Raw genomic sequence first — 16,739 nt, 5'->3', positions numbered from 1 at the left:
TGTGTCCTTTCTATCTGGTTGCGGTGCGGGCCGCCCTCCGCCAACGTTCCATGGCCATGGAGGCCACTTCCCCGTAGCTGCGGTCGAGCATCCCGGCGGTGGCGTTGTTCCATACGTCCGTCAGGGTGTAGTAGCGTATGCTCAGGTGGAGCTGGTGCAGCTTCTTCCCGAACAGTTCCAGCTTGTCGTTGAGCGCCCACAGGGTCATGGAGCGTTCCGCGCCGGTGAGCATGTTTTCCGGGCCGCCCTTGGCCACCGCGTCTTTCAGCAGGGTGAACACGGACACCAGTTCCGTGGCGGTCTCCATGTACAGGTTGTTCATGCTCAATGTGGCCGCGATGCCTTGCGGATTATCGCTGACGGCCTTCCGCAGCTTGCCCAGCGTGATGAAGATGCGCACACCGTCGTTGTAGAGGTGGGTGCAGGCCTTGAGCGAGGAGGCATAGCCGCCGGCGGTTTTCAAATAGCTGTTGTATTTCTCCTGCCAGCCGTGTATCTGGTTGAACTCGGCGGCGATAGTGTTCTGTAGCATGGCCGTCTGGGTCTGCCCCTTTATCTGGCTTTCCATCTGTCCGTCAATAAGCTCGTTACCCTCGGCCAGCGCCATCCATTCCAGCGGGTTGGCGGTGACTATCTGCGCGCGGCCTTTCACCCCAGTGCAGGCGAGGACGGCAAGCAGGAACAGTATGTCAATGGTTCGCGATTTCATAGATTCCTTTCTTTTGACGGTTAAACTCCACCCGATCGCGGATGGTGCGCACAATGTCCGAATCCTGCCGGATGCCGGTCAGGTCCTGCCAGGGCGTATTCCTGTCCGTGGAATAGACGCGGACGGTTTTCAAGCTGAAAACCTGTTGGAGAAATGTCTGGGATTCGTGAAAGTCCACCACGCGGTACAGTTCCATATAGTCCACCTTGCGCCGGAACACGCCCCGCTGGCATACAAGCTGCTCGTCGCCGATGAGGTAGCGGATGCGCCTGAGATAGATGAAACGGTAAAGCAGGCATACCCCCAATAGCAGAGATGCAGCCAGTGCCACGCCGGACAATGGCTTTTCCATGCCGCCGTAGGCCAGCCCCACGGGGCAGAGCAACAGCAGGGTCAATTCGTCTATGGCGAACTGTGCCGCGTGCGGCTGCAGAACGATGGTCCGGAAACGGGGTATGTATGCTGACTGGTTCATCGGTGGTATCCTTTTAATTGTTTCTGTTCGTCCTCGTTGTTCCCGTTCTGTCCTTGACGATTGGTTTCTTCCTGCTTTCGTAGTCTCAGGAGCTGGTCGTTCCAGTCCTTGCAGGCATAAAGCGGCTCTTCACGGACGGATTGGGTGTCGTTCCTTTCGTCCAGGCCGAGAAATTCCGACAGTCCTTTCCTGAAAATTTTGTAATATTCGTTCATGGCCTCCGTCTGTTCCAGGATGTCGTCCGGGTGGCTCACTCCGCCCGAGCGCATGGCCGACACTTCTTCCCATGCCGCTTCGTATTTCCCGTAGGCAGCGCGCACTCCGTCGGGCATCAGGTCTGCGTCGCCTTGGTCAATACCGCCGCTTTCGGGGATGGAATCCAGGTAGGGCTTCCGTTCAGGGGTAGGCTCGATGCCTGAGCGTACCGCACGGCGGATTTCCTTTTTCAGGTTCTCCGTGAACTCCTTGCCTGCAGAATCCGTGTCGAAGCAGATATGGTGTACGGCGGAGCGGCTGTGCGAGATGACACCGCGCATCTGGCCGGTGGTCGGGTTGCCGCCCGTGGAAACGAAGGCCGCTTTTCTCAGTTCCCTGTCCTCTTTCTGGTGGAGCTGGTAATAGGCCATCGCGTCGTAGGCGCTTTCAAACCAATAGATGCGCGTGGCGGAGGATAGGGGCGTTTCGGCCGGGCTGGCAATCCACAGGCCTTCCGAGGAGTTGCTTCCTTCGGCTTTTCCCTTGTAGCCGCCGCTGCCGTCCAGCCTCGGCCGCCCGCGCTCTTCCAGCCCTACCGTTCCTTCCTTCCCGGGCAGGGACATGGGAAAGGCGAGGTTGGAAAAGGTCAGGTCGTCCGCACGGTGTCTGGTGGCCAGGAAGAAGTGCTTGTGGAACGCATACTGTGTGTAGAGGTCGATGCCGCGGAACTTGAAATAAGGATAGAACTTCTTTTGGGTTTCCCTCTCTTGCGGATTGAAACGGTGGATGTCGTAGTCGTCCATCGAGAAGGGCTTGCTTTCCTTGAGCGGCTGCAGGACCCTCGTGGCGCGGTCGTCCGTGAAATGGTGCAGCAGGCGGTTGCATACCAAGTTGACCAGCCGGTCGGGCGACATCCCGACCCTGTAATCGGAGAAGTATTGCGGATGCTCCTTGATGAAGGAGATGACGTTGTACCGCTTTTGTTCGGGCGGTTGGAAACAGCAGATGCCGTTTGCCGTTACGATAAACTTGTCGCCACGGATACGCCTGCCGTCTCCGTCCAGACGGACGTAGCTGGGATAACGCAGGCCGTCACGTCGGTTCAGATGGTAGCCCGCGTCCTTCAACACGTCCTGTATGTCTATCCGCCGCAGGAAATCGTCGTATGTCAGGTCTCCTTCTCGCATCGTTATTGTTTTAATTCCGTTGTATTTCTTTGTTTATCTGCCGTTGCCCAAGTGCATGTCCCTATGCTCCGCGTTCATGGCCGCCTCGAAGTTCCTTGCCGCCACGTCCATCGGGGTGTCCACTCCCGGCTTGAAATAGGGTCGCGGTGGGGGTGGTCCGAAACGGTCGGCGAACACGGCCGGGGCATGGTGCGGTGGATGGTGCGCGTCATGGAGCAGTCCGCCCATTACGGCGGCCCCGGCCAGCAGGGCACCGCCGATTTTCGCGCCCAGCCCGGTACGGCTCTTCATGTCAACCTCGCCGAATATCTTGGAAAACAGCTTCATGCGATGGTAATCGTCCACAGCAAGAAACTTGTCGTAGTCTTTCTGGGTAATCTCATGGCTCACCCTTTCGCCGTCGATGACGGCTGTCATGCGGTACTTGCCTTCCGTTTCGGTGGGCTCCACGCTGATTTCTCCCACGCTGACCTCCCTGCCGTGCCTCCCTTCACGGAACCAGCCCTTGTCTTCATTGATGTAGGCCAGATCGTTCCCATCTACGGATGCGCCCTCACGGAGTGTTTCCGCTTCCACGGAATACCTGTCGGAGGCTTGTACCGGTTGTACTCTGGTCTTAGCCGTCGTTTCCTGTTGCTGCGCCGCATCTATTTCCTGCCGCACTTCCGGGCGCAGGTCGATGGCGATGCGTTCCTTTCCGTTCAGCATGTCCATAGTGACGGTGGAGGCAAAGTCGGATTGGATGATGCCGTTCAGCGTTTCCAGCCTTTGCTCCAAGGAATGTTCCTTTAGGGAGTTGGAGGTCAGCACGGCCAGTTCCTCGTCGGTCAGGTCGTACACCATGTCCGCCGCCACTTTCTCTGACTGGACGGTCAGGGTTTTCTTTTCCGTGTCTATGACAAGGCCGTGCGAGGCCAGGCATTCCTGCCATTTCTCATTGGAGAAATAGACAGGGGAGGTGACAAGTTCTTTGTAGGGCTTGGCCGGTTCCGTGCTTCTCGGCACGGTGTGCATGGGTGTGATGACGGCCTCTAGGTCTTGCAGTACGTCCTGGCTGGCCGGTGCGGAAGGACGGGCCTGTCCTTTGTAGTAAAAGCCATAGCCGCCCGATTGCAGTTCGCCGGGTTTCAGCCGTCCGTCGGGACGCTCGGCCATCATCGGCGCGCCGGGGAAGAACATGGCACCCCCTACACGGCGCAGGTGCCAGCCGCCCTGTTGCCTCGGCGTCCATCCTAAGAAGGCGGGATGCCAGCCGAGCCGTCCGTATTCCCCGGCACCGATGCGGTAGCCGTGAAGGCCCATCGCCACCCGTCCGTTGGCGTTGCGGGCGTGTACGAAGTTGCGGGGCAGGTAGAAGTCGCCGCCCACGATCTCCGTAAAGGTGTTGTAGGCTTTCTTGTTGGCGTAGTTCGTGCCCCAGTCGGTCAGAGCCGTCACTTGCCTGTCCGTGAGCGGATAGGACAAGAGCGGGGAGTCGTGTCCTTGCACCAGCAGCTTGTAGCTGCCGCCGTCCATGACGACGTGGGCCTGCATCCCATTGCGCAGCAGGATGTCACGCAGTTCGGGTTGCAGGTCCGCAGCTCTGGGGTTGGTGTTCTTTCTGATGGCCATAGTCGTAATCTGTCAAGGGTTATGCGTCACCGCTTTCCAAGGCGGCTTCCAGTTGTGCGTCTTTATGATGGACAAATCGTTCCGCGCTCTCGTCGTTGGCCGGGAGGGAGTGCCTGTCGCAATAGGCGGCGTATTCCTCCTGCCACTCGCGGCTGTGGTGGTTCACATAGTCCAGCCAGCCGTATTCGCCGTCCTGCATCTTTTCGATAAGGATGTCTTCGGGATAGAAAGTTGTCGTTTCCATAGGTCTGTTTTATTTGCGGAGTGAGGCGGCATGGCGTTCCGCGCTCTTCTTCTGTTCGTTCCAGAGTTCTTCTGTGTATTGTTCTTCCGGCACATAATCCAGGTTGCCGTCCTCGTCCGTCACCCAGCAGCCGTAGCAGCCGAAGGTGTACTTGTCCCATTCGCGTTTGGCCTGTTCCTTCCATTTCTGACTGTCGCCATCGCAGAAGCGCAGGCCGGTACGGTCGTTCAGGTCGATGCCCACCGTGACGGTTTCATCGTCCACAAGGAACGTCAAAGGTTCCCCGTTCTGGATGCTGCGGATTTCGGCGGAACCGAGGCGCATTTCGTCAGACAGCACCTGCAGGTTGCGCCCGATAATGGGAGTGGCTACGGACATCACCTGCCTGGTTCCGGGATCTATCTGCACAAACATCTTCTGACGGCCTTCCGCCGTTTCCACCTGGGCAAGGATGGCCTTGCCATCCATCAGTTGCTTTTGCTGTTCCTCGCTGTATTGTTCCAACGGGGAAGTTTCCAGCACGGGATAGAATACCACGTCCACCTTGCCGTCATCCAGCCGGACAAGGGCGAAGCGGGTACGGCTCTTGACGGTCTGGCCGTCCTCGTCCGACACCCGGATGGGCAGCACGGGCGAACGTCTGCCGCGGCCGATGTCCTCCAGGGCGAACAGGGGCAGGTCTTCTATCATCTCGCGGGTCAGTCCGAACTGGCCGAGTACCTTGTAGGGTACTTCATGTTCTTCAAATCGTACTTGTTTCATACTTATAAGATATAATTTGAATCATACTCCGGCAAAGGTAATTTAATTCATTTATAACCTCTCATTTTATGGCTTGTTGTCTCACTGTTTTAGGTTAGTTTATCTTTTGAGTATGATTTAAGTTGTATTTTCATACTCGAATTTTATTTTATGTTATATCTTTTGTGGTGGCCGTCTGATTTTTCGTTCGGATGTCAGACTATGCTTACTTTTGCAGCATGAAAACATGGATTATGATATTGATAGGCGGATGCGTCCTGCTTCCGTCAGCCGTATGGGCGCAGTTCCATACGGTCCGTTATGATTATGGCCGTTGCAGTCTGGAAGTGATGGAGGATGCTTCAGGCAATGCGGAAAGTAGGCCGGACGCTATGGACGCAAAAGCGGCTGCACCATCCACATCGGATGATACAGCCGCCAAACGGAAAGAGTGGATAGGTCGCTACATGAGCGTATCCTATCCACTCCGTAAAATTAAGGTGAATTCTCCCTACGGTGTCCGCCGTGACCCGTTCACGGGAAAGAAGTCCAGGCACAACGGCATCGACCTATATGCCCGTGGCGACGATGTGTTTGCCATGCTGGACGGACAGGTCGTGAAGATAGGGCAGGACAAACGGTCTGGCAAGTATGTAGTCTTGCGCCACGGTAACTATACCGTCAGTTATTGCCACCTCTCGCACATTCTTACATCCAAAGGCGCATCCGTGCGTCCTGGCGAGACAGTCGGCATAACCGGCTCAACGGGACGTAGTACGGGTGAACACCTGCATATTACCGTTCGCTACCGGAAGAAATATGTCAATCCGCTTGTTTTGTTGGATGCCATTCACAAAATCAAGAGCCAGGCATTTGAACGCTTATGCCTTATGTATCAGTGACATTATCGGTGACATCACCACTGACATCACCACTGACATCACCTACGACATCACCTATAACATTGCACATGATGACTTTTACATCAAGCACCATATTATCTGATGGAATCAATGGCTTTGTATTTCTGATTCCGGCTTGTCGGTGTCTCTGGCTCCGTCATAGTAAGCATACCGGTTTCCAACATGGGATTCAGATAAGTTTCCATGAGGTTCTTCCTGTCGCTTAAACCTAAATTTTCAAGAATTTCGGATGCGGTTCTTGGCTCCTTGCAGAACTCTAAAATTTGTTTCATCCTAACATCTTTCTTGTGGGGTTTTCTTGTGGGGTTTTCTTGTGGGGTTTTCTTGTGGGGTTTTCTTGTGGGCTCATCATCATCGGATTTTCCTATCCGCATGGTCAGTACGACATAATCCGGACGTGTCTCCTCCGTCACGGTCGGTGTTGGCCATCCCAAGTACCGCCAGCCGCTCACAATCTTGTCCACACCGCTTCCGGCTTTCTCTGCCCGTCCCAGACGCATGAACATCTTTTGCAATGTCGGGTTGCGGCAGATGCTTCGCCCGCCTTCAAAATACTGTTGTTTGGATACCAGCATCATGCCTGGATTCTGGAATGTAAGCGCTTCGTCTGTCCTTTCCACGATGATGTTGCCCATCGCATTTGTATCAGCATGAATTATGCAATTTATCAAAGCTTCCCTTACTGCATCATGGGCGGGTGTCTCCTCTTGCCGGATTCCATCCTTTATCATGAACGGGCGGGGCAACGATTGTATCAGGCGGTTGTACACCCTCACATAGAACTGGTACAGGTTGGCTTCCCACATTCCATCGGGATAAATGCGGTTCGTCCACCTTACGTCGGGGTCGTCAGTGGCTATCCGTTCCCGGTAATCCACAAAGAAACTCGGGTCGCCCGAATTGTTGGTGATGCTGTCGTACTTCCCGAACATCAGTATTCCGGCCAGGGTAAATCCCTCATTTCCGGTTTCAAACTCCGTGGCGTATGCCCCGATCTTTTTCAGGAAATCCATGTCGCTGATACCTACCCACGGATGGGTGGGTTGCAGACTGGCAAAAGTCTGCCGGTACTGGTGCAGGGTTTCTATATCAATGTCACGGTTGAAGTCATACCCTTTAAGGATGCGTCCGTCCTGCGGATGGCGGTCATGCTCGGCATCGGAGAACATTCGCCTTATTTCCGCGTCCGTACACAGGTAGTCGCCTTCATGATTGCGGCGGTAGGTGTTCCCGAATGGATTTGTGGTGAGGTAAACGGGGCGCAGGTCATAGCTGGCACGGGGAATTTTGCATATCAGAATATAGGAACCGTCAACGGACTCTATTCTAACGTCATCTTCATGGGGAAGGCATACGCTGACTTTTCCCTTGTTGTGTGCGCAATCCCAAAAATTCTTTTTATAGCGTGTCACGGTTTCTTCGGTCAGGCCATCCAAAGTAAACGTGCCGTTCTTTTCCTGTATGCCAAGCACAATAATGCCTCCGTCCGTATTGGCAAAGGCTGAATAGCTTTCCCACAGGCTGGCAGGAATACCGCCACGGGCGGACTTGAACTCTATTTCCGAATTTTCGCCTTTACCCATCATAGCCTTCAGTCTTTCTCTTATATCTTGCATGATGTCAATTCTATGTTATGGACGCAATAATTCCCTCCGGCTTACCTGAAGCAACTCGGCGATTTTGGAGAGTGTGTATAAATCCGGTTGACAGGTGTTGGTACACCATTTCGATACCGTAGTAGGGTTTACGCCCAACTGTTCGGCCAACCAAAGGTTGGTCTTTCCTGTTTCGGCCAAAACGGCTTTTATACGGTTTATTTCTTGTCCCATGTATAAATTCATTTGAATTGGATGCAAATATAATGATTTTTGTTGAAAATAGTTCGTCTTTTGGTGATTTTGTACCTGTTCCGCCTGAAATGATTTTCCCGTGCAAAGTTAAGGCGGCAGTGAACCTGCAAGGCGCGTCATTCTTTTGCGCTTAACAAATATCAACTCGCAGGTTCTTTAATATTTGTCAACACAAACGAACCGCACGGACTTTCCGCTTCTTCCTTGCCTTGTTCCCTTCTTTCGCCTTTAGGGAAAGCACGTAAAATCAAATCCCGTCGGACGAGGTGAAAAACCTCCGAAAAAAGGGATAAAAAAAGAATTTCTACAAACAATTAAAACTGTAAAACGTATGAAACAGATGATTTGGACAAGCGAAGCACTGTTCGATGAACGGTCACGGCAAGAGTATCAGAAATTTCAGCGGGAAGCGTTGGACAATGCGATGTACAAAGTCTGTGACGAGGAATGGGCGGATGAGGTATATTCCTGGCTCGATGACGAACGTATCAATTTGGACAAGGAAGTGGATGGTGTCATCATGGCGTTCGGTGACATCGGCACTTGGCGTGGCAGGCGGCAAGGTTATCAGATATTGGGCAGCAACATTGCCGGTATTCTGAAAACAGAGTGTGAGAATGCGGAATGGTACGGCGACAGCTACAATATCCGGGCACGGATGGCACACCACGACGGTACGAACTATGCCCTTTACCGCATTGCCAAAGACCGCGACGAGGCGGAACGTATTGCGGAGAAGATTTACTATCATGAGATTGACGAGGAAGGCTTCCGCCGCAGGACACGCTCACTTTATCCGTATGTGGCTGATGTATATGGATGGAAAATCAGGCAGTCTAAACATAAATGACGGATTTTATGTATTACGAAACGAATTGCACCTGCATCACCATAGATGAGTGGTACAGGCTGATGAAAGGGGCACGGAAATGTTCATACAGACGGTTGGTCAGCAGGATTAAGAAAGAGATGCCTTCCTTGTACCACGAGCTTGCCCTTCAGTTTTACAGTAAGCATTCGATAAACTACAGTCATTAAATATCTATATAATGATAGCGACTGTTACTATTGGATTCATAGTGACAATCCTTTTGAGGAACAATGCAAACAGACAAAAACGCATTACATTCTGGTACATTCCGGTATAGAGTATTTCTTGCATAAATAGATGAATAAAACAAAAGCCTTGACACATTTCAGCAAGACCAATGGAGGTACGCGGAAAGTGCCAAGGCTTTTTATAGAGCGGAACAATGTCTAAACCATAGTTGTATTCAGATACAAAAATCCCCTTGGTTTGTACTTCGCAAGCACAAGCCAAGGGGAAAACTTCTATGCCTTTTGAAGGCTTTTGAAAGCTGTTCTATTTCTTATCAATGAACGCCGCCTCCACCTCCGTTGTGTTCACGGTTATAAGTCGTCGTTACGATGGCCACATCACCGTATTGGCTTCCTGATACCGAACGGTTCAAGGCAGACACGGTCAATGTCGTCACCTGTTGCTCTCCGGTTACATGCAAGGCAGTACCGATAGGCAAGGTCACGTTGATAGGATAACTTCCGGTAGCTGTAGTGACATTGGCACCGGCTATGCGGGCTAAAATCTCTATCAAGTATGCCATGATACGGCTTGTACCAGATGATGTGATTTCTGTACCGACATGGTAGGTGAATGAAGCCGAACCTACTGTCATGTCACCGTTGCCATACAGGTTATCCCAAAGGTCTTGTTCAAAAGCAAGCGGGGTGGTTGTCGTGGATGAAGTCACTTCTGCACCGAACAGCAGAGTATAGGAAGTAAACTGGTCGGCGAACACGGTTACATGGTTGCCGTCCACTGTATATTCGGCATCTACCCATTGGCCATTCACGAATTTCTGTGCCCTGATGGACTGTGCCACTTCCGCATCAATATCGTAGGTCAAAGATATTGGCTCTGCCAGCGTGGTATTCGCATCGGTGCAAGCAACGTTCGTACCAATAAGCATAAGTGTTTCAGCAGCACGTGTGGTTGCCCGTGTCCCAGTCCGTGCTTCAGCCTCGTCCAACGTATATAGAGGCGTGATGACAATAGAGCTTCCTTGCGGCAGTGCTGATTCCGGCACAGTCACATCTACTGTCACTTCGCCTTCCTCATTACCTTCGATGGTCTCAGATGTCACACTGGTTTCTGTATTTCCGTTGGCTGAGATTTCCACGGTTGTACCTTCATTAGGCAATGAAACATTCCATACCACGTTATTGCCGTTTGAAGAAACTGTGACGGTCGTCTCTTTAGTCTGTTTTCCGGAAGCGGATGCTGTCAATGTATGGGCGCCTGCAGACACACCGTCGAAGACAAACATACCGTTTTCATCGGTTTGCACACTTGTGCCATCCATGCTTACTGTGGCTGATGGCAACCCATTCCCATCCATGCTTGTAACACGGCCGCTGATACTATGTGATACCTCTACGGTAGGCGGTGTTACATTGCTGTAGTCCGGGTCGTCATCACTGCACCCTACAAAACTTGTGGCAAGAGCACACCAAGGAATGCGTACATTCCAAACTTCACAAATCTTTTCATTTTAAGAATGAATTTAATTAAACAAAAAATTAAAACCCTGTTGGGGTATATTGTTCTCACCAATTATAGTCGAACCTTTCAATGTCTTCCTCAACCAGTTCGTCACCAGTTTGGACTTCAATAAAGTGTAAATCCGTAATGGCTTTCACCGCATGTTTCTGTCCTTTCCGGATGAATACCACATCACCGCTTTTTATCTCGCTTACTTCTCCGTCAAGAACCAACTTACCGGTTCCATCCACAAACACCCACACTTCATCCCTGTGGAAATGCACTTGGTAGCTGATGTTTTTTCCAGCCTTGATGCAGAGGTGTTTTGTCAAAGACCGGCTGCGTTTGTCTTGCGCCTCATACCGGTCAATGACTTTGTATGTTCCCCATCTGCGCTCTTCGTACATGGGTCGGTCGTTTATTTGGCTCACTAAAGGCTTGATGCGTTCGCAGCATCCTTTGTCCGCAACCAATATCCCGTCCCGACTTGTCGCCACGATAAGGTTGCCTGTTCCTACGCACACGCAAGGAATGTCAAGGGTATTGACTACATGGGTGTGGCCGGCATGGTCCAACAACGTATGGCCAATGGACTCGTTTCCGAGTGCATCCGACAACACATCCCAAGTGCCAAGGTCTTTCCAAATGCCTTGGAACGGGATAACGGCTACAGATTCTGCTTTCTCGGCCACTTCGTAGTCGAAACTGATTTTTGGAAGTTCCCCATAACGGTTGCGGATGTCCTGGAATGTTTCAGCTTGTATGTATTTCCGGGCTATATCTATCATGTATTCCAGCCGGAAAGCGAACACGCCGCCATTCCAGAGGGCACCGCCATCGATCAGTTCCTTGGCCTTGTCCGCATCCGGTTTTTCTGTGAAACGCTCCACACGCCAGACACTTCCAGTCCTGTTTTTAGGGATGATGTAGCCATATTTGGTGGAAGCATAGGTAGGTTCTATGCCCATCAGCACTAAGTCAGCCGTTTTTTGACTTGCCGCTTCCGCCATTCGGCGGATTGCCTGGAAGTATCCGTTTTCCGTATAAGGGTCGCTTGGCATGACGACCACCACTTCGTCCTTGGCGCAATGCTTCTCTTTTTGCAGATAAAGGCAGGCCAGCGCAATGGCAGGGAAGGTGTCGCGCCGTTCCGGTTCCGTCACGACGTTTACAGTTTCACCGAGTTGGCTTAATATCGGATCACGCTGGCTTTCACCGGTGGCGATGGTTACATCTGCATCCAGCCCCGTCTCCCTGATTTGGCGGACAACCCTTTGCAGCATGGATTCTCTTGTTCCATCCGGAGCAGGCAGCAGGCGCAGGAACTGTTTGGAATAGGATTCATTGGATAGCGGCCACAGGCGTTTGCCTGAACCGCCGGATAACAATATCAATTGCATGTTGTCCTCCTCGTTTTATCGGTATTCCTATATATCCTTACCGTTCCGCCCGCATGGGATTATGCAGGAAGTCATCATAGGCAAGACGGATTCCGTCTTCCAACTCTGTCTTGTAGGTCCACCCAAGCGCTTTCGCTTTCGACACGTCAAGCAGTTTGCGCGGCGTGCCGTTAGGGCGGGTCGTGTCCCAGCGGATTTCACCGGTATAGCCGATTATTTTTGCAACCAGCTCTGTGAGTTGCTTTATGGTCAGTTCCTTGCCGGTGCCTGCGTTCACCGTTTCATTTCCCGAATAATTGTTCATCAGGAACACGCACAGGTTGGCAAGGTCGTCCACGTACAAGAACTCGCGGAGCGGAGAGCCGTCACCCCAGCAGGTCACATAGGGAAGCCCTTGTTCCTTGGCCTCGTGGAAACGGCGTATCAAGGCCGGCAATACATGGCTGTGTTCCGGATGGTAGTTGTCATTTGGCCCATACAGGTTGGTAGGCATTACGCTGATGTAATCCGTTCCATATTGCCGGTTCAGGAACTCGCAATACTTCAGTCCCGAAATCTTGGCAAGAGCGTATGCCTCATTGGTCTTTTCCAACGCTCCGGTCAGCAGGCAGTCTTCTTTCATGGGCTGCGGTGCCATGCGCGGATAGATGCACGACGAACCGAGGAACTCCAGTTTCTTGCACCCGTTCTGCCAGGCTGAATGGATGACGTTCATTTCCAATACCATGTTCTCGTACATGAAGTCAGCCAATGCCGACTCGTTGGCTACGATGCCGCCCACTTTGGCTGCGGCAAGAAACACGTACTCCGGCTTTTCTTCGGCAAAGAAACGTTCCACCGCTTCCTGTCTCGTCAGGTCCAGTTCCTTGTGGGTACGGGTAATGATATTCGTATATCCTTGCCGTTCCAGTTCACGTACAATGGCGGAACCGACCATTCCACGGTGTCCCGCCACATATATTTTTACGTTTTTCTCCATCATTTCACGATTCCTTTCTCCAAGTATTCCGCAAGGTTCAGGCGCACACGTTCGCTGGCGCGTTCTACGGCTACCTTTGCCATGTCCGCGTCCACCATTAACTTGACAAGCTGTTCGAACGGAGTCTTTTGGGGATTCCAGCCCAATTCCCTCTTGGCTTTGGAGGGGTCGCCCCACAGGTTGACCACATCGGTCGGGCGGTAAAAGTCTGGCGACACTTCCACCAGCACCTTGCCGGTCTTGGTGTCAATCCCTTTCTCGTTTTCACCTTCCCCTTCAAACCGCAGCTCGATGCCTGCATAGTGGAAGGCGAGCTGGCAGAACTCGCGCACCGAATGCTGTTCTCCGGTGGCAATGACGAAATCTTCCGGCTTGTCGTTTTGCAGGATGAGCCACATGCATTCCACGTAGTCTTTGGCATAGCCCCAGTCGCGGAGCGAAGACAGATTGCCGAGGTAGAGCTTCTCCTGCTTGCCTTGTGCGATGCGTGCGGCTGCAAGGGTTATCTTGCGGGTAACGAATGTCTCGCCGCGCCGTTCGCTTTCATGGTTGAACAGGATGCCTGAGCAGCAGAACATGTGGTAAGCGTCGCGGTATTCCTTCACTATCCAGTAGCCGTAGAGCTTTGCCACAGCGTAAGGGCTGTAAGGGTGGAACGGCGTGTTCTCATTCTGCGGCACTTCCTCCACCTTGCCATACAGTTCGCTGGTAGAAGCCTGGTAGATGCGGCAGGTGTCCGTAAGGTCGCATTGCCTTACTGCTTCCAAGATGCGCAATACGCCGGTGGCGTCCACGTCAGCCGTAAATTCAGGCGAGTCGAATGACACCTGCACGTGGCTTTGCGCAGCGAGGTTGTACACTTCATCCGGTTTCACCTTTTTCATTACCTGCAGGATGCTCATCGAGTCACCAAGGTCTGCATAATGCAGGTGAAAGTGCGGATGCCCTTCCAGATGGGCAATCCGTTCCCTGTAGTCCACGGAAGAACGGCGGATGGTGCCGTGCACGTCATACCCTTTACCTAATAGGAATTCGGCGAGGAACGAGCCGTCCTGCCCTGTGATTCCTGTAATCAATGCTCTTTTCATAATCCTAAAAATATATTTACCATAAAAAAATAACCTGTTGTCTAATAAGCGTCTTTGTCGCCGTGCAAGGCGTTTGCCACCGTCTTGTAGATGATGTATAAGTCCAGCCCGAAGCTCCAGTGCTCGATGTACCAGATGTCGCCTTGGATGCGTCCTTCCATCTGCTCCAGTTCTTTTGTCTCGCCCCTGAAGCCGTTCACTTGGCTCCATCCCGTGATGCCCGGCTTGATGAAATGGCGCACCATGTACTTGTCTATCAGTTTCGAGTATTCCTCCGTATGTTTCACCATGTGCGGCCGTGGGCCTACCACGCTCATGTCGCCCAACAGGACGTTGATGAACTGTGGCAGTTCGTCGATGCTTGTCCGGCGCATGAAGTCGCCCCACTTGGTCTTGCGAGGGTCGTCGCGGGTCGCCTGTAAGGTGTCGGCTTGCGCGTTCACTTTCATGCTGCGGAACTTCAAGCAATAGAAGTCCTTGCCGTTCAGCCCGGTTCTTTTTTGCCGGAAGAATACCGGACCGGGCATGGTCAGCTTGGTGATGATGCTTACCACAATAAGTATCGGGATAAACAGTGTGCAGAGGAAAGCCAGTGAGAACACGATGTCGAAAGCACGCTTCAGCATCCGGTTCTCTATCCAGCCGAGCGGTTCTTCGTGCAGGCTCAGGCAAGGCACACTGCCCATCATGCTGAAGTGCATGCGGTGGTACAGGTAATTGCGCACGTTGGGCACACTGTAGAACCTTACCAGGTGGTTCTCGCAATACGTGATGAGGGGCAGTATCTCGTCCTTTTGCCGGGAGGGCAGGCAGCAGTACAGGTTGCGCACCTGCGCTTCATGCGTTTGCAGGTAAGGGATAACGTCAGCCGTTGTGCCGAGATAGGCACATTCCTCCGGAAAGTTTTTGTTAGGTTGTGCGTCGAAGTAACCGTATACCCGATACCCGATAGACGGATCATCCACCAGCTCATGATACAGCGTCACGTTGTTCTCCGTGCTGCCCACAAATACCACACCGTTCTTGCGTCTATTCTTCTGCCAGTAGCATTTGATGAATTTTCGTATGCCCAGCCTGAAACCGGAAATCACCACCAGCATGGCAACGAGGTAGGCAGCATAGATGCTCCATTCTGGAAAAGCGAATTTCCCCCAGTACAGCATTGCGGTTGCCACGATGGAGAAGAAGAACACGTTTCGCAGCACGCGCCCCACAATCTGGTAGTTGCGCACTTTCTTAAAGTGCAGGATGATGCCTCCGTTCACCGTACAACCGAAATATACGGCAGTGATGAGCAGGTGCGATTGCAGCGACGCCGCGTCTTCATGCAGTCCGCTTATCCGGCAGGCAATGCCGAACAGCACGTTACAGAGCAACAGGTCTCCCAACATGACCAGTGGTTTTACCAGAGAGTCATCCCGTTTGCGGTAGTCTATTTTTTCCATAAAATGAGGTGATAGAAGTTAAGTTCTAAAGGATAATTGCCGGCTAATTCATCTTTTCCATGAAAATCAGCCAAAGGAAGCGTGCATTCCCGATGATGTACCGTCGCCACATCCTCTTCGGCTCTTTCAGTAAGCGGTACAGCCATTCGAAGCCGCTGTCTTGCCATTCCTTCGGGGCACGTTCCACTGTTTTTGCAAAGAAATCGAACACAGCGCCGATGGTGCCTGTATGGCATTGGATATGCAGTTTGTCCCAGTGCGTATAAGCCCACACCTCCTGTTTGGGGGCAGTCATGCCTATCCATAGCAAGTCCGGGTTAGCTTGGTTGACAGCCGTGATAATGGCAGCGTTGTCCTCGTCAGAGAACACCGGTTTATAGGGCGGACTGTAGGTTTCCACCTCGATGCGTGGATATTCCTTTGCCGCATGTTCCTTGATGCGGGCAAGCGTCTGTGGGCTGCTGCCCATAAAGAAACATTTGCCGCCTTTCTCGTTCAGCCGTTCCATTTCGGCGACAAACAAATCCCATCCCGCAATGCGTTCTTGAGGTTGCGATTGGGCGTTCAGCCACCGGCATGCCTTCACGATGCTCATTCCGTCGGGAATCAGCACGTCGCCTTTTGTCAGGGCTTCGGCAAAGAGCGGATTATCCTGCGCCATGTCGTAAGAATAAGCGTTGATGGTGTTTATCAACAGCTTGCCTTCGGGCAATGACGAGATATCCGACTTCTTTTCCAAAAGCCGTAAATGTTTTAGTTGAATCATTGTTGAATTTGTATTTGAATCTGTTTGGACTTACTGCAGATTGTTTGTTTTCAGTAGTTGGTTATACAGCTCCACCATTCGCTTTGCCTTGTTGTTCCATGACAGTTCCTGCTGCCTTTCCTTGCAGTTCCGGGAACATGCTTTCAGCAGGTCACGGTTCTTCTCAAAACGGTTCAAGGCTTCGGCAAAATCAGTTACCGATTGTCGGGGATGGGTCAGCTCGATTTTATGCCCTACTTTTTCGTCAATTACAGATGCCATGCCGCACGCATTGAAGCACAGTACAGGCAAACGATTGCTGATGGCTTCTAATACTACTGTAGAAGTGTCTTCGCTTACGCTGGTGAAAAAGAATAATTGGGCACGGCGCATAGCATCCATTATTACGTGATTAGGCTGGTTGCCAATCTTAGTCTTTTCTTCATGGGTAATCTCAGGAGCACCGTCAACCTGGACTTCAACTACTTTTTTGCGGGTATCCTTAAACCATTTCTGGAAAATGTTATAAGGGACTTTGTTCTTGACACAAAACGATTGGAGAGATTCTCCACGGGGTAACGCCTCCG

At 52.1% G+C, this 16,739-nt stretch carries 18 protein-coding genes and 1 pseudogene; 3 read left to right on the top strand and 16 right to left on the bottom strand.

The window, feature by feature from the left end:
• Positions 1–10: 10 nt before the first annotated feature.
• Genes B5F78_RS02635 through B5F78_RS02610 form a run of 6 tightly spaced genes read right to left on the bottom strand, consistent with a single transcriptional unit; the run spans position 11 to position 5,183 of the window.
• A complete protein-coding gene (locus B5F78_RS02635; protein ID WP_087405899.1) occupies positions 11–709 on the bottom strand; it encodes a hypothetical protein in 699 nt (232 codons plus the stop codon).
• Entirely contained in the window at positions 690–1,184 is a 495-nt protein-coding gene (locus B5F78_RS02630; protein ID WP_087405898.1) for a PH domain-containing protein, read from the bottom strand. Before B5F78_RS02630 ends, B5F78_RS02635 begins: the two co-directional genes overlap by 20 nt.
• Entirely contained in the window at positions 1,181–2,566 is a 1,386-nt protein-coding gene (locus B5F78_RS02625; RefSeq protein ID WP_087405897.1) for a toprim domain-containing protein, read from the bottom strand. The genes B5F78_RS02630 and B5F78_RS02625 overlap by 4 nt, the downstream gene beginning before the upstream one ends.
• A 33-nt stretch (positions 2,567–2,599) precedes the next feature.
• Entirely contained in the window at positions 2,600–4,177 is a 1,578-nt protein-coding gene (locus B5F78_RS02620; RefSeq protein WP_087405896.1) for a hypothetical protein, read from the bottom strand.
• A gap of 19 nt (positions 4,178–4,196) precedes the next feature.
• Positions 4,197–4,421 (bottom strand): hypothetical protein, encoded by a 225-nt coding sequence (locus B5F78_RS02615; RefSeq protein WP_087405895.1) that lies wholly within the window; start codon positions 4,419–4,421, stop codon positions 4,197–4,199.
• Positions 4,422–4,430: 9 nt separating this feature from the next.
• A complete protein-coding gene (locus B5F78_RS02610; RefSeq protein WP_087405894.1) occupies positions 4,431–5,183 on the bottom strand; it encodes a DUF4099 domain-containing protein in 753 nt (250 codons plus the stop codon).
• 218 nt (positions 5,184–5,401) lie between these two features.
• Between B5F78_RS02610 and B5F78_RS02605 the strand changes: the two genes are divergently transcribed.
• Positions 5,402–6,064, top strand: a complete 663-nt coding sequence (locus B5F78_RS02605; protein WP_087405893.1) for a M23 family metallopeptidase — start codon at positions 5,402–5,404, stop codon at positions 6,062–6,064.
• A gap of 95 nt (positions 6,065–6,159) precedes the next feature.
• On the opposite strand, the gene B5F78_RS02600 is transcribed toward B5F78_RS02605, so the two are convergent.
• Both B5F78_RS02600 and B5F78_RS02595 read right to left on the bottom strand, forming a co-directional pair.
• The gene (locus tag B5F78_RS02600; RefSeq protein WP_087405892.1) at positions 6,160–7,701 is read right to left on the bottom strand and encodes a Fic family protein; all 1,542 of its coding nucleotides are present in this window, start codon (positions 7,699–7,701) and stop codon (positions 6,160–6,162) included.
• Positions 7,702–7,716: 15 nt separating this feature from the next.
• Positions 7,717–7,914 (bottom strand): helix-turn-helix transcriptional regulator, encoded by a 198-nt coding sequence (locus B5F78_RS02595; protein ID WP_087405952.1) that lies wholly within the window; start codon positions 7,912–7,914, stop codon positions 7,717–7,719.
• A 352-nt stretch (positions 7,915–8,266) separates the two neighbouring features.
• Between B5F78_RS02595 and B5F78_RS02590 the strand changes: the two genes are divergently transcribed.
• Together B5F78_RS02590 and B5F78_RS17740 are read left to right on the top strand one after the other, a co-directional pair.
• On the top strand, positions 8,267–8,785 hold the full coding sequence (locus tag B5F78_RS02590) for a hypothetical protein (protein WP_087405891.1): 519 nt from the start codon (positions 8,267–8,269) through the stop codon (positions 8,783–8,785).
• A complete protein-coding gene (locus tag B5F78_RS17740) occupies positions 8,782–8,973 on the top strand; it encodes a hypothetical protein (RefSeq protein WP_241148250.1) in 192 nt (63 codons plus the stop codon). Before B5F78_RS02590 ends, B5F78_RS17740 begins: the two co-directional genes overlap by 4 nt.
• Positions 8,974–9,308: 335 nt before the next feature.
• On the opposite strand, the gene B5F78_RS02580 is transcribed toward B5F78_RS17740, so the two are convergent.
• The 8 genes and pseudogenes from B5F78_RS02580 to B5F78_RS18055 all read right to left on the bottom strand — a co-directional run.
• Positions 9,309–10,316 carry a carboxypeptidase regulatory-like domain-containing protein gene (locus tag B5F78_RS02580; protein WP_241148249.1) on the bottom strand — a complete coding sequence of 336 codons (1,008 nt, stop codon included), beginning with the start codon at positions 10,314–10,316 and terminating at the stop codon, positions 9,309–9,311.
• A gap of 244 nt (positions 10,317–10,560) precedes the next feature.
• Positions 10,561–11,895 carry a sugar phosphate nucleotidyltransferase gene (locus B5F78_RS02575; RefSeq protein WP_087405890.1) on the bottom strand — a complete coding sequence of 445 codons (1,335 nt, stop codon included), beginning with the start codon at positions 11,893–11,895 and terminating at the stop codon, positions 10,561–10,563.
• 37 nt (positions 11,896–11,932) lie between these two features.
• Positions 11,933–12,877 carry a GDP-L-fucose synthase family protein gene (locus tag B5F78_RS02570; RefSeq protein WP_087405889.1) on the bottom strand — a complete coding sequence of 315 codons (945 nt, stop codon included), beginning with the start codon at positions 12,875–12,877 and terminating at the stop codon, positions 11,933–11,935.
• Entirely contained in the window at positions 12,874–13,962 is a 1,089-nt protein-coding gene (gmd, locus tag B5F78_RS02565) for a GDP-mannose 4,6-dehydratase (protein WP_087405888.1), read from the bottom strand. The genes B5F78_RS02570 and gmd overlap by 4 nt, the downstream gene beginning before the upstream one ends.
• Positions 13,963–14,003: 41 nt before the next feature.
• Positions 14,004–15,407 (bottom strand): undecaprenyl-phosphate glucose phosphotransferase, encoded by a 1,404-nt coding sequence (locus tag B5F78_RS02560; protein WP_087405887.1) that lies wholly within the window; start codon positions 15,405–15,407, stop codon positions 14,004–14,006.
• 43 nt (positions 15,408–15,450) lie between these two features.
• Positions 15,451–16,173 carry a WecB/TagA/CpsF family glycosyltransferase gene (locus B5F78_RS02555; protein ID WP_087405886.1) on the bottom strand — a complete coding sequence of 241 codons (723 nt, stop codon included), beginning with the start codon at positions 16,171–16,173 and terminating at the stop codon, positions 15,451–15,453.
• Between the two features lie 30 nt (positions 16,174–16,203).
• Positions 16,204–16,545: a glycosyltransferase gene (locus B5F78_RS17735; protein WP_239473373.1), complete on the bottom strand. Its 342-nt coding sequence runs from the start codon at positions 16,543–16,545 to the stop codon at positions 16,204–16,206.
• 12 nt (positions 16,546–16,557) lie between these two features.
• Positions 16,558–16,739, bottom strand: a pseudogene (locus B5F78_RS18055) (hypothetical protein); the annotation flags it as partial.

The sequence above is a fragment of the Bacteroides sp. An279 genome, from assembly GCF_002159615.1.
Lineage (GTDB): Bacteria > Bacteroidota > Bacteroidia > Bacteroidales > Bacteroidaceae > Phocaeicola > Phocaeicola intestinalis.
Note: the sequence above shows the minus strand (reverse complement) of the source record. Positions and strands in the feature narration are given on the sequence as shown.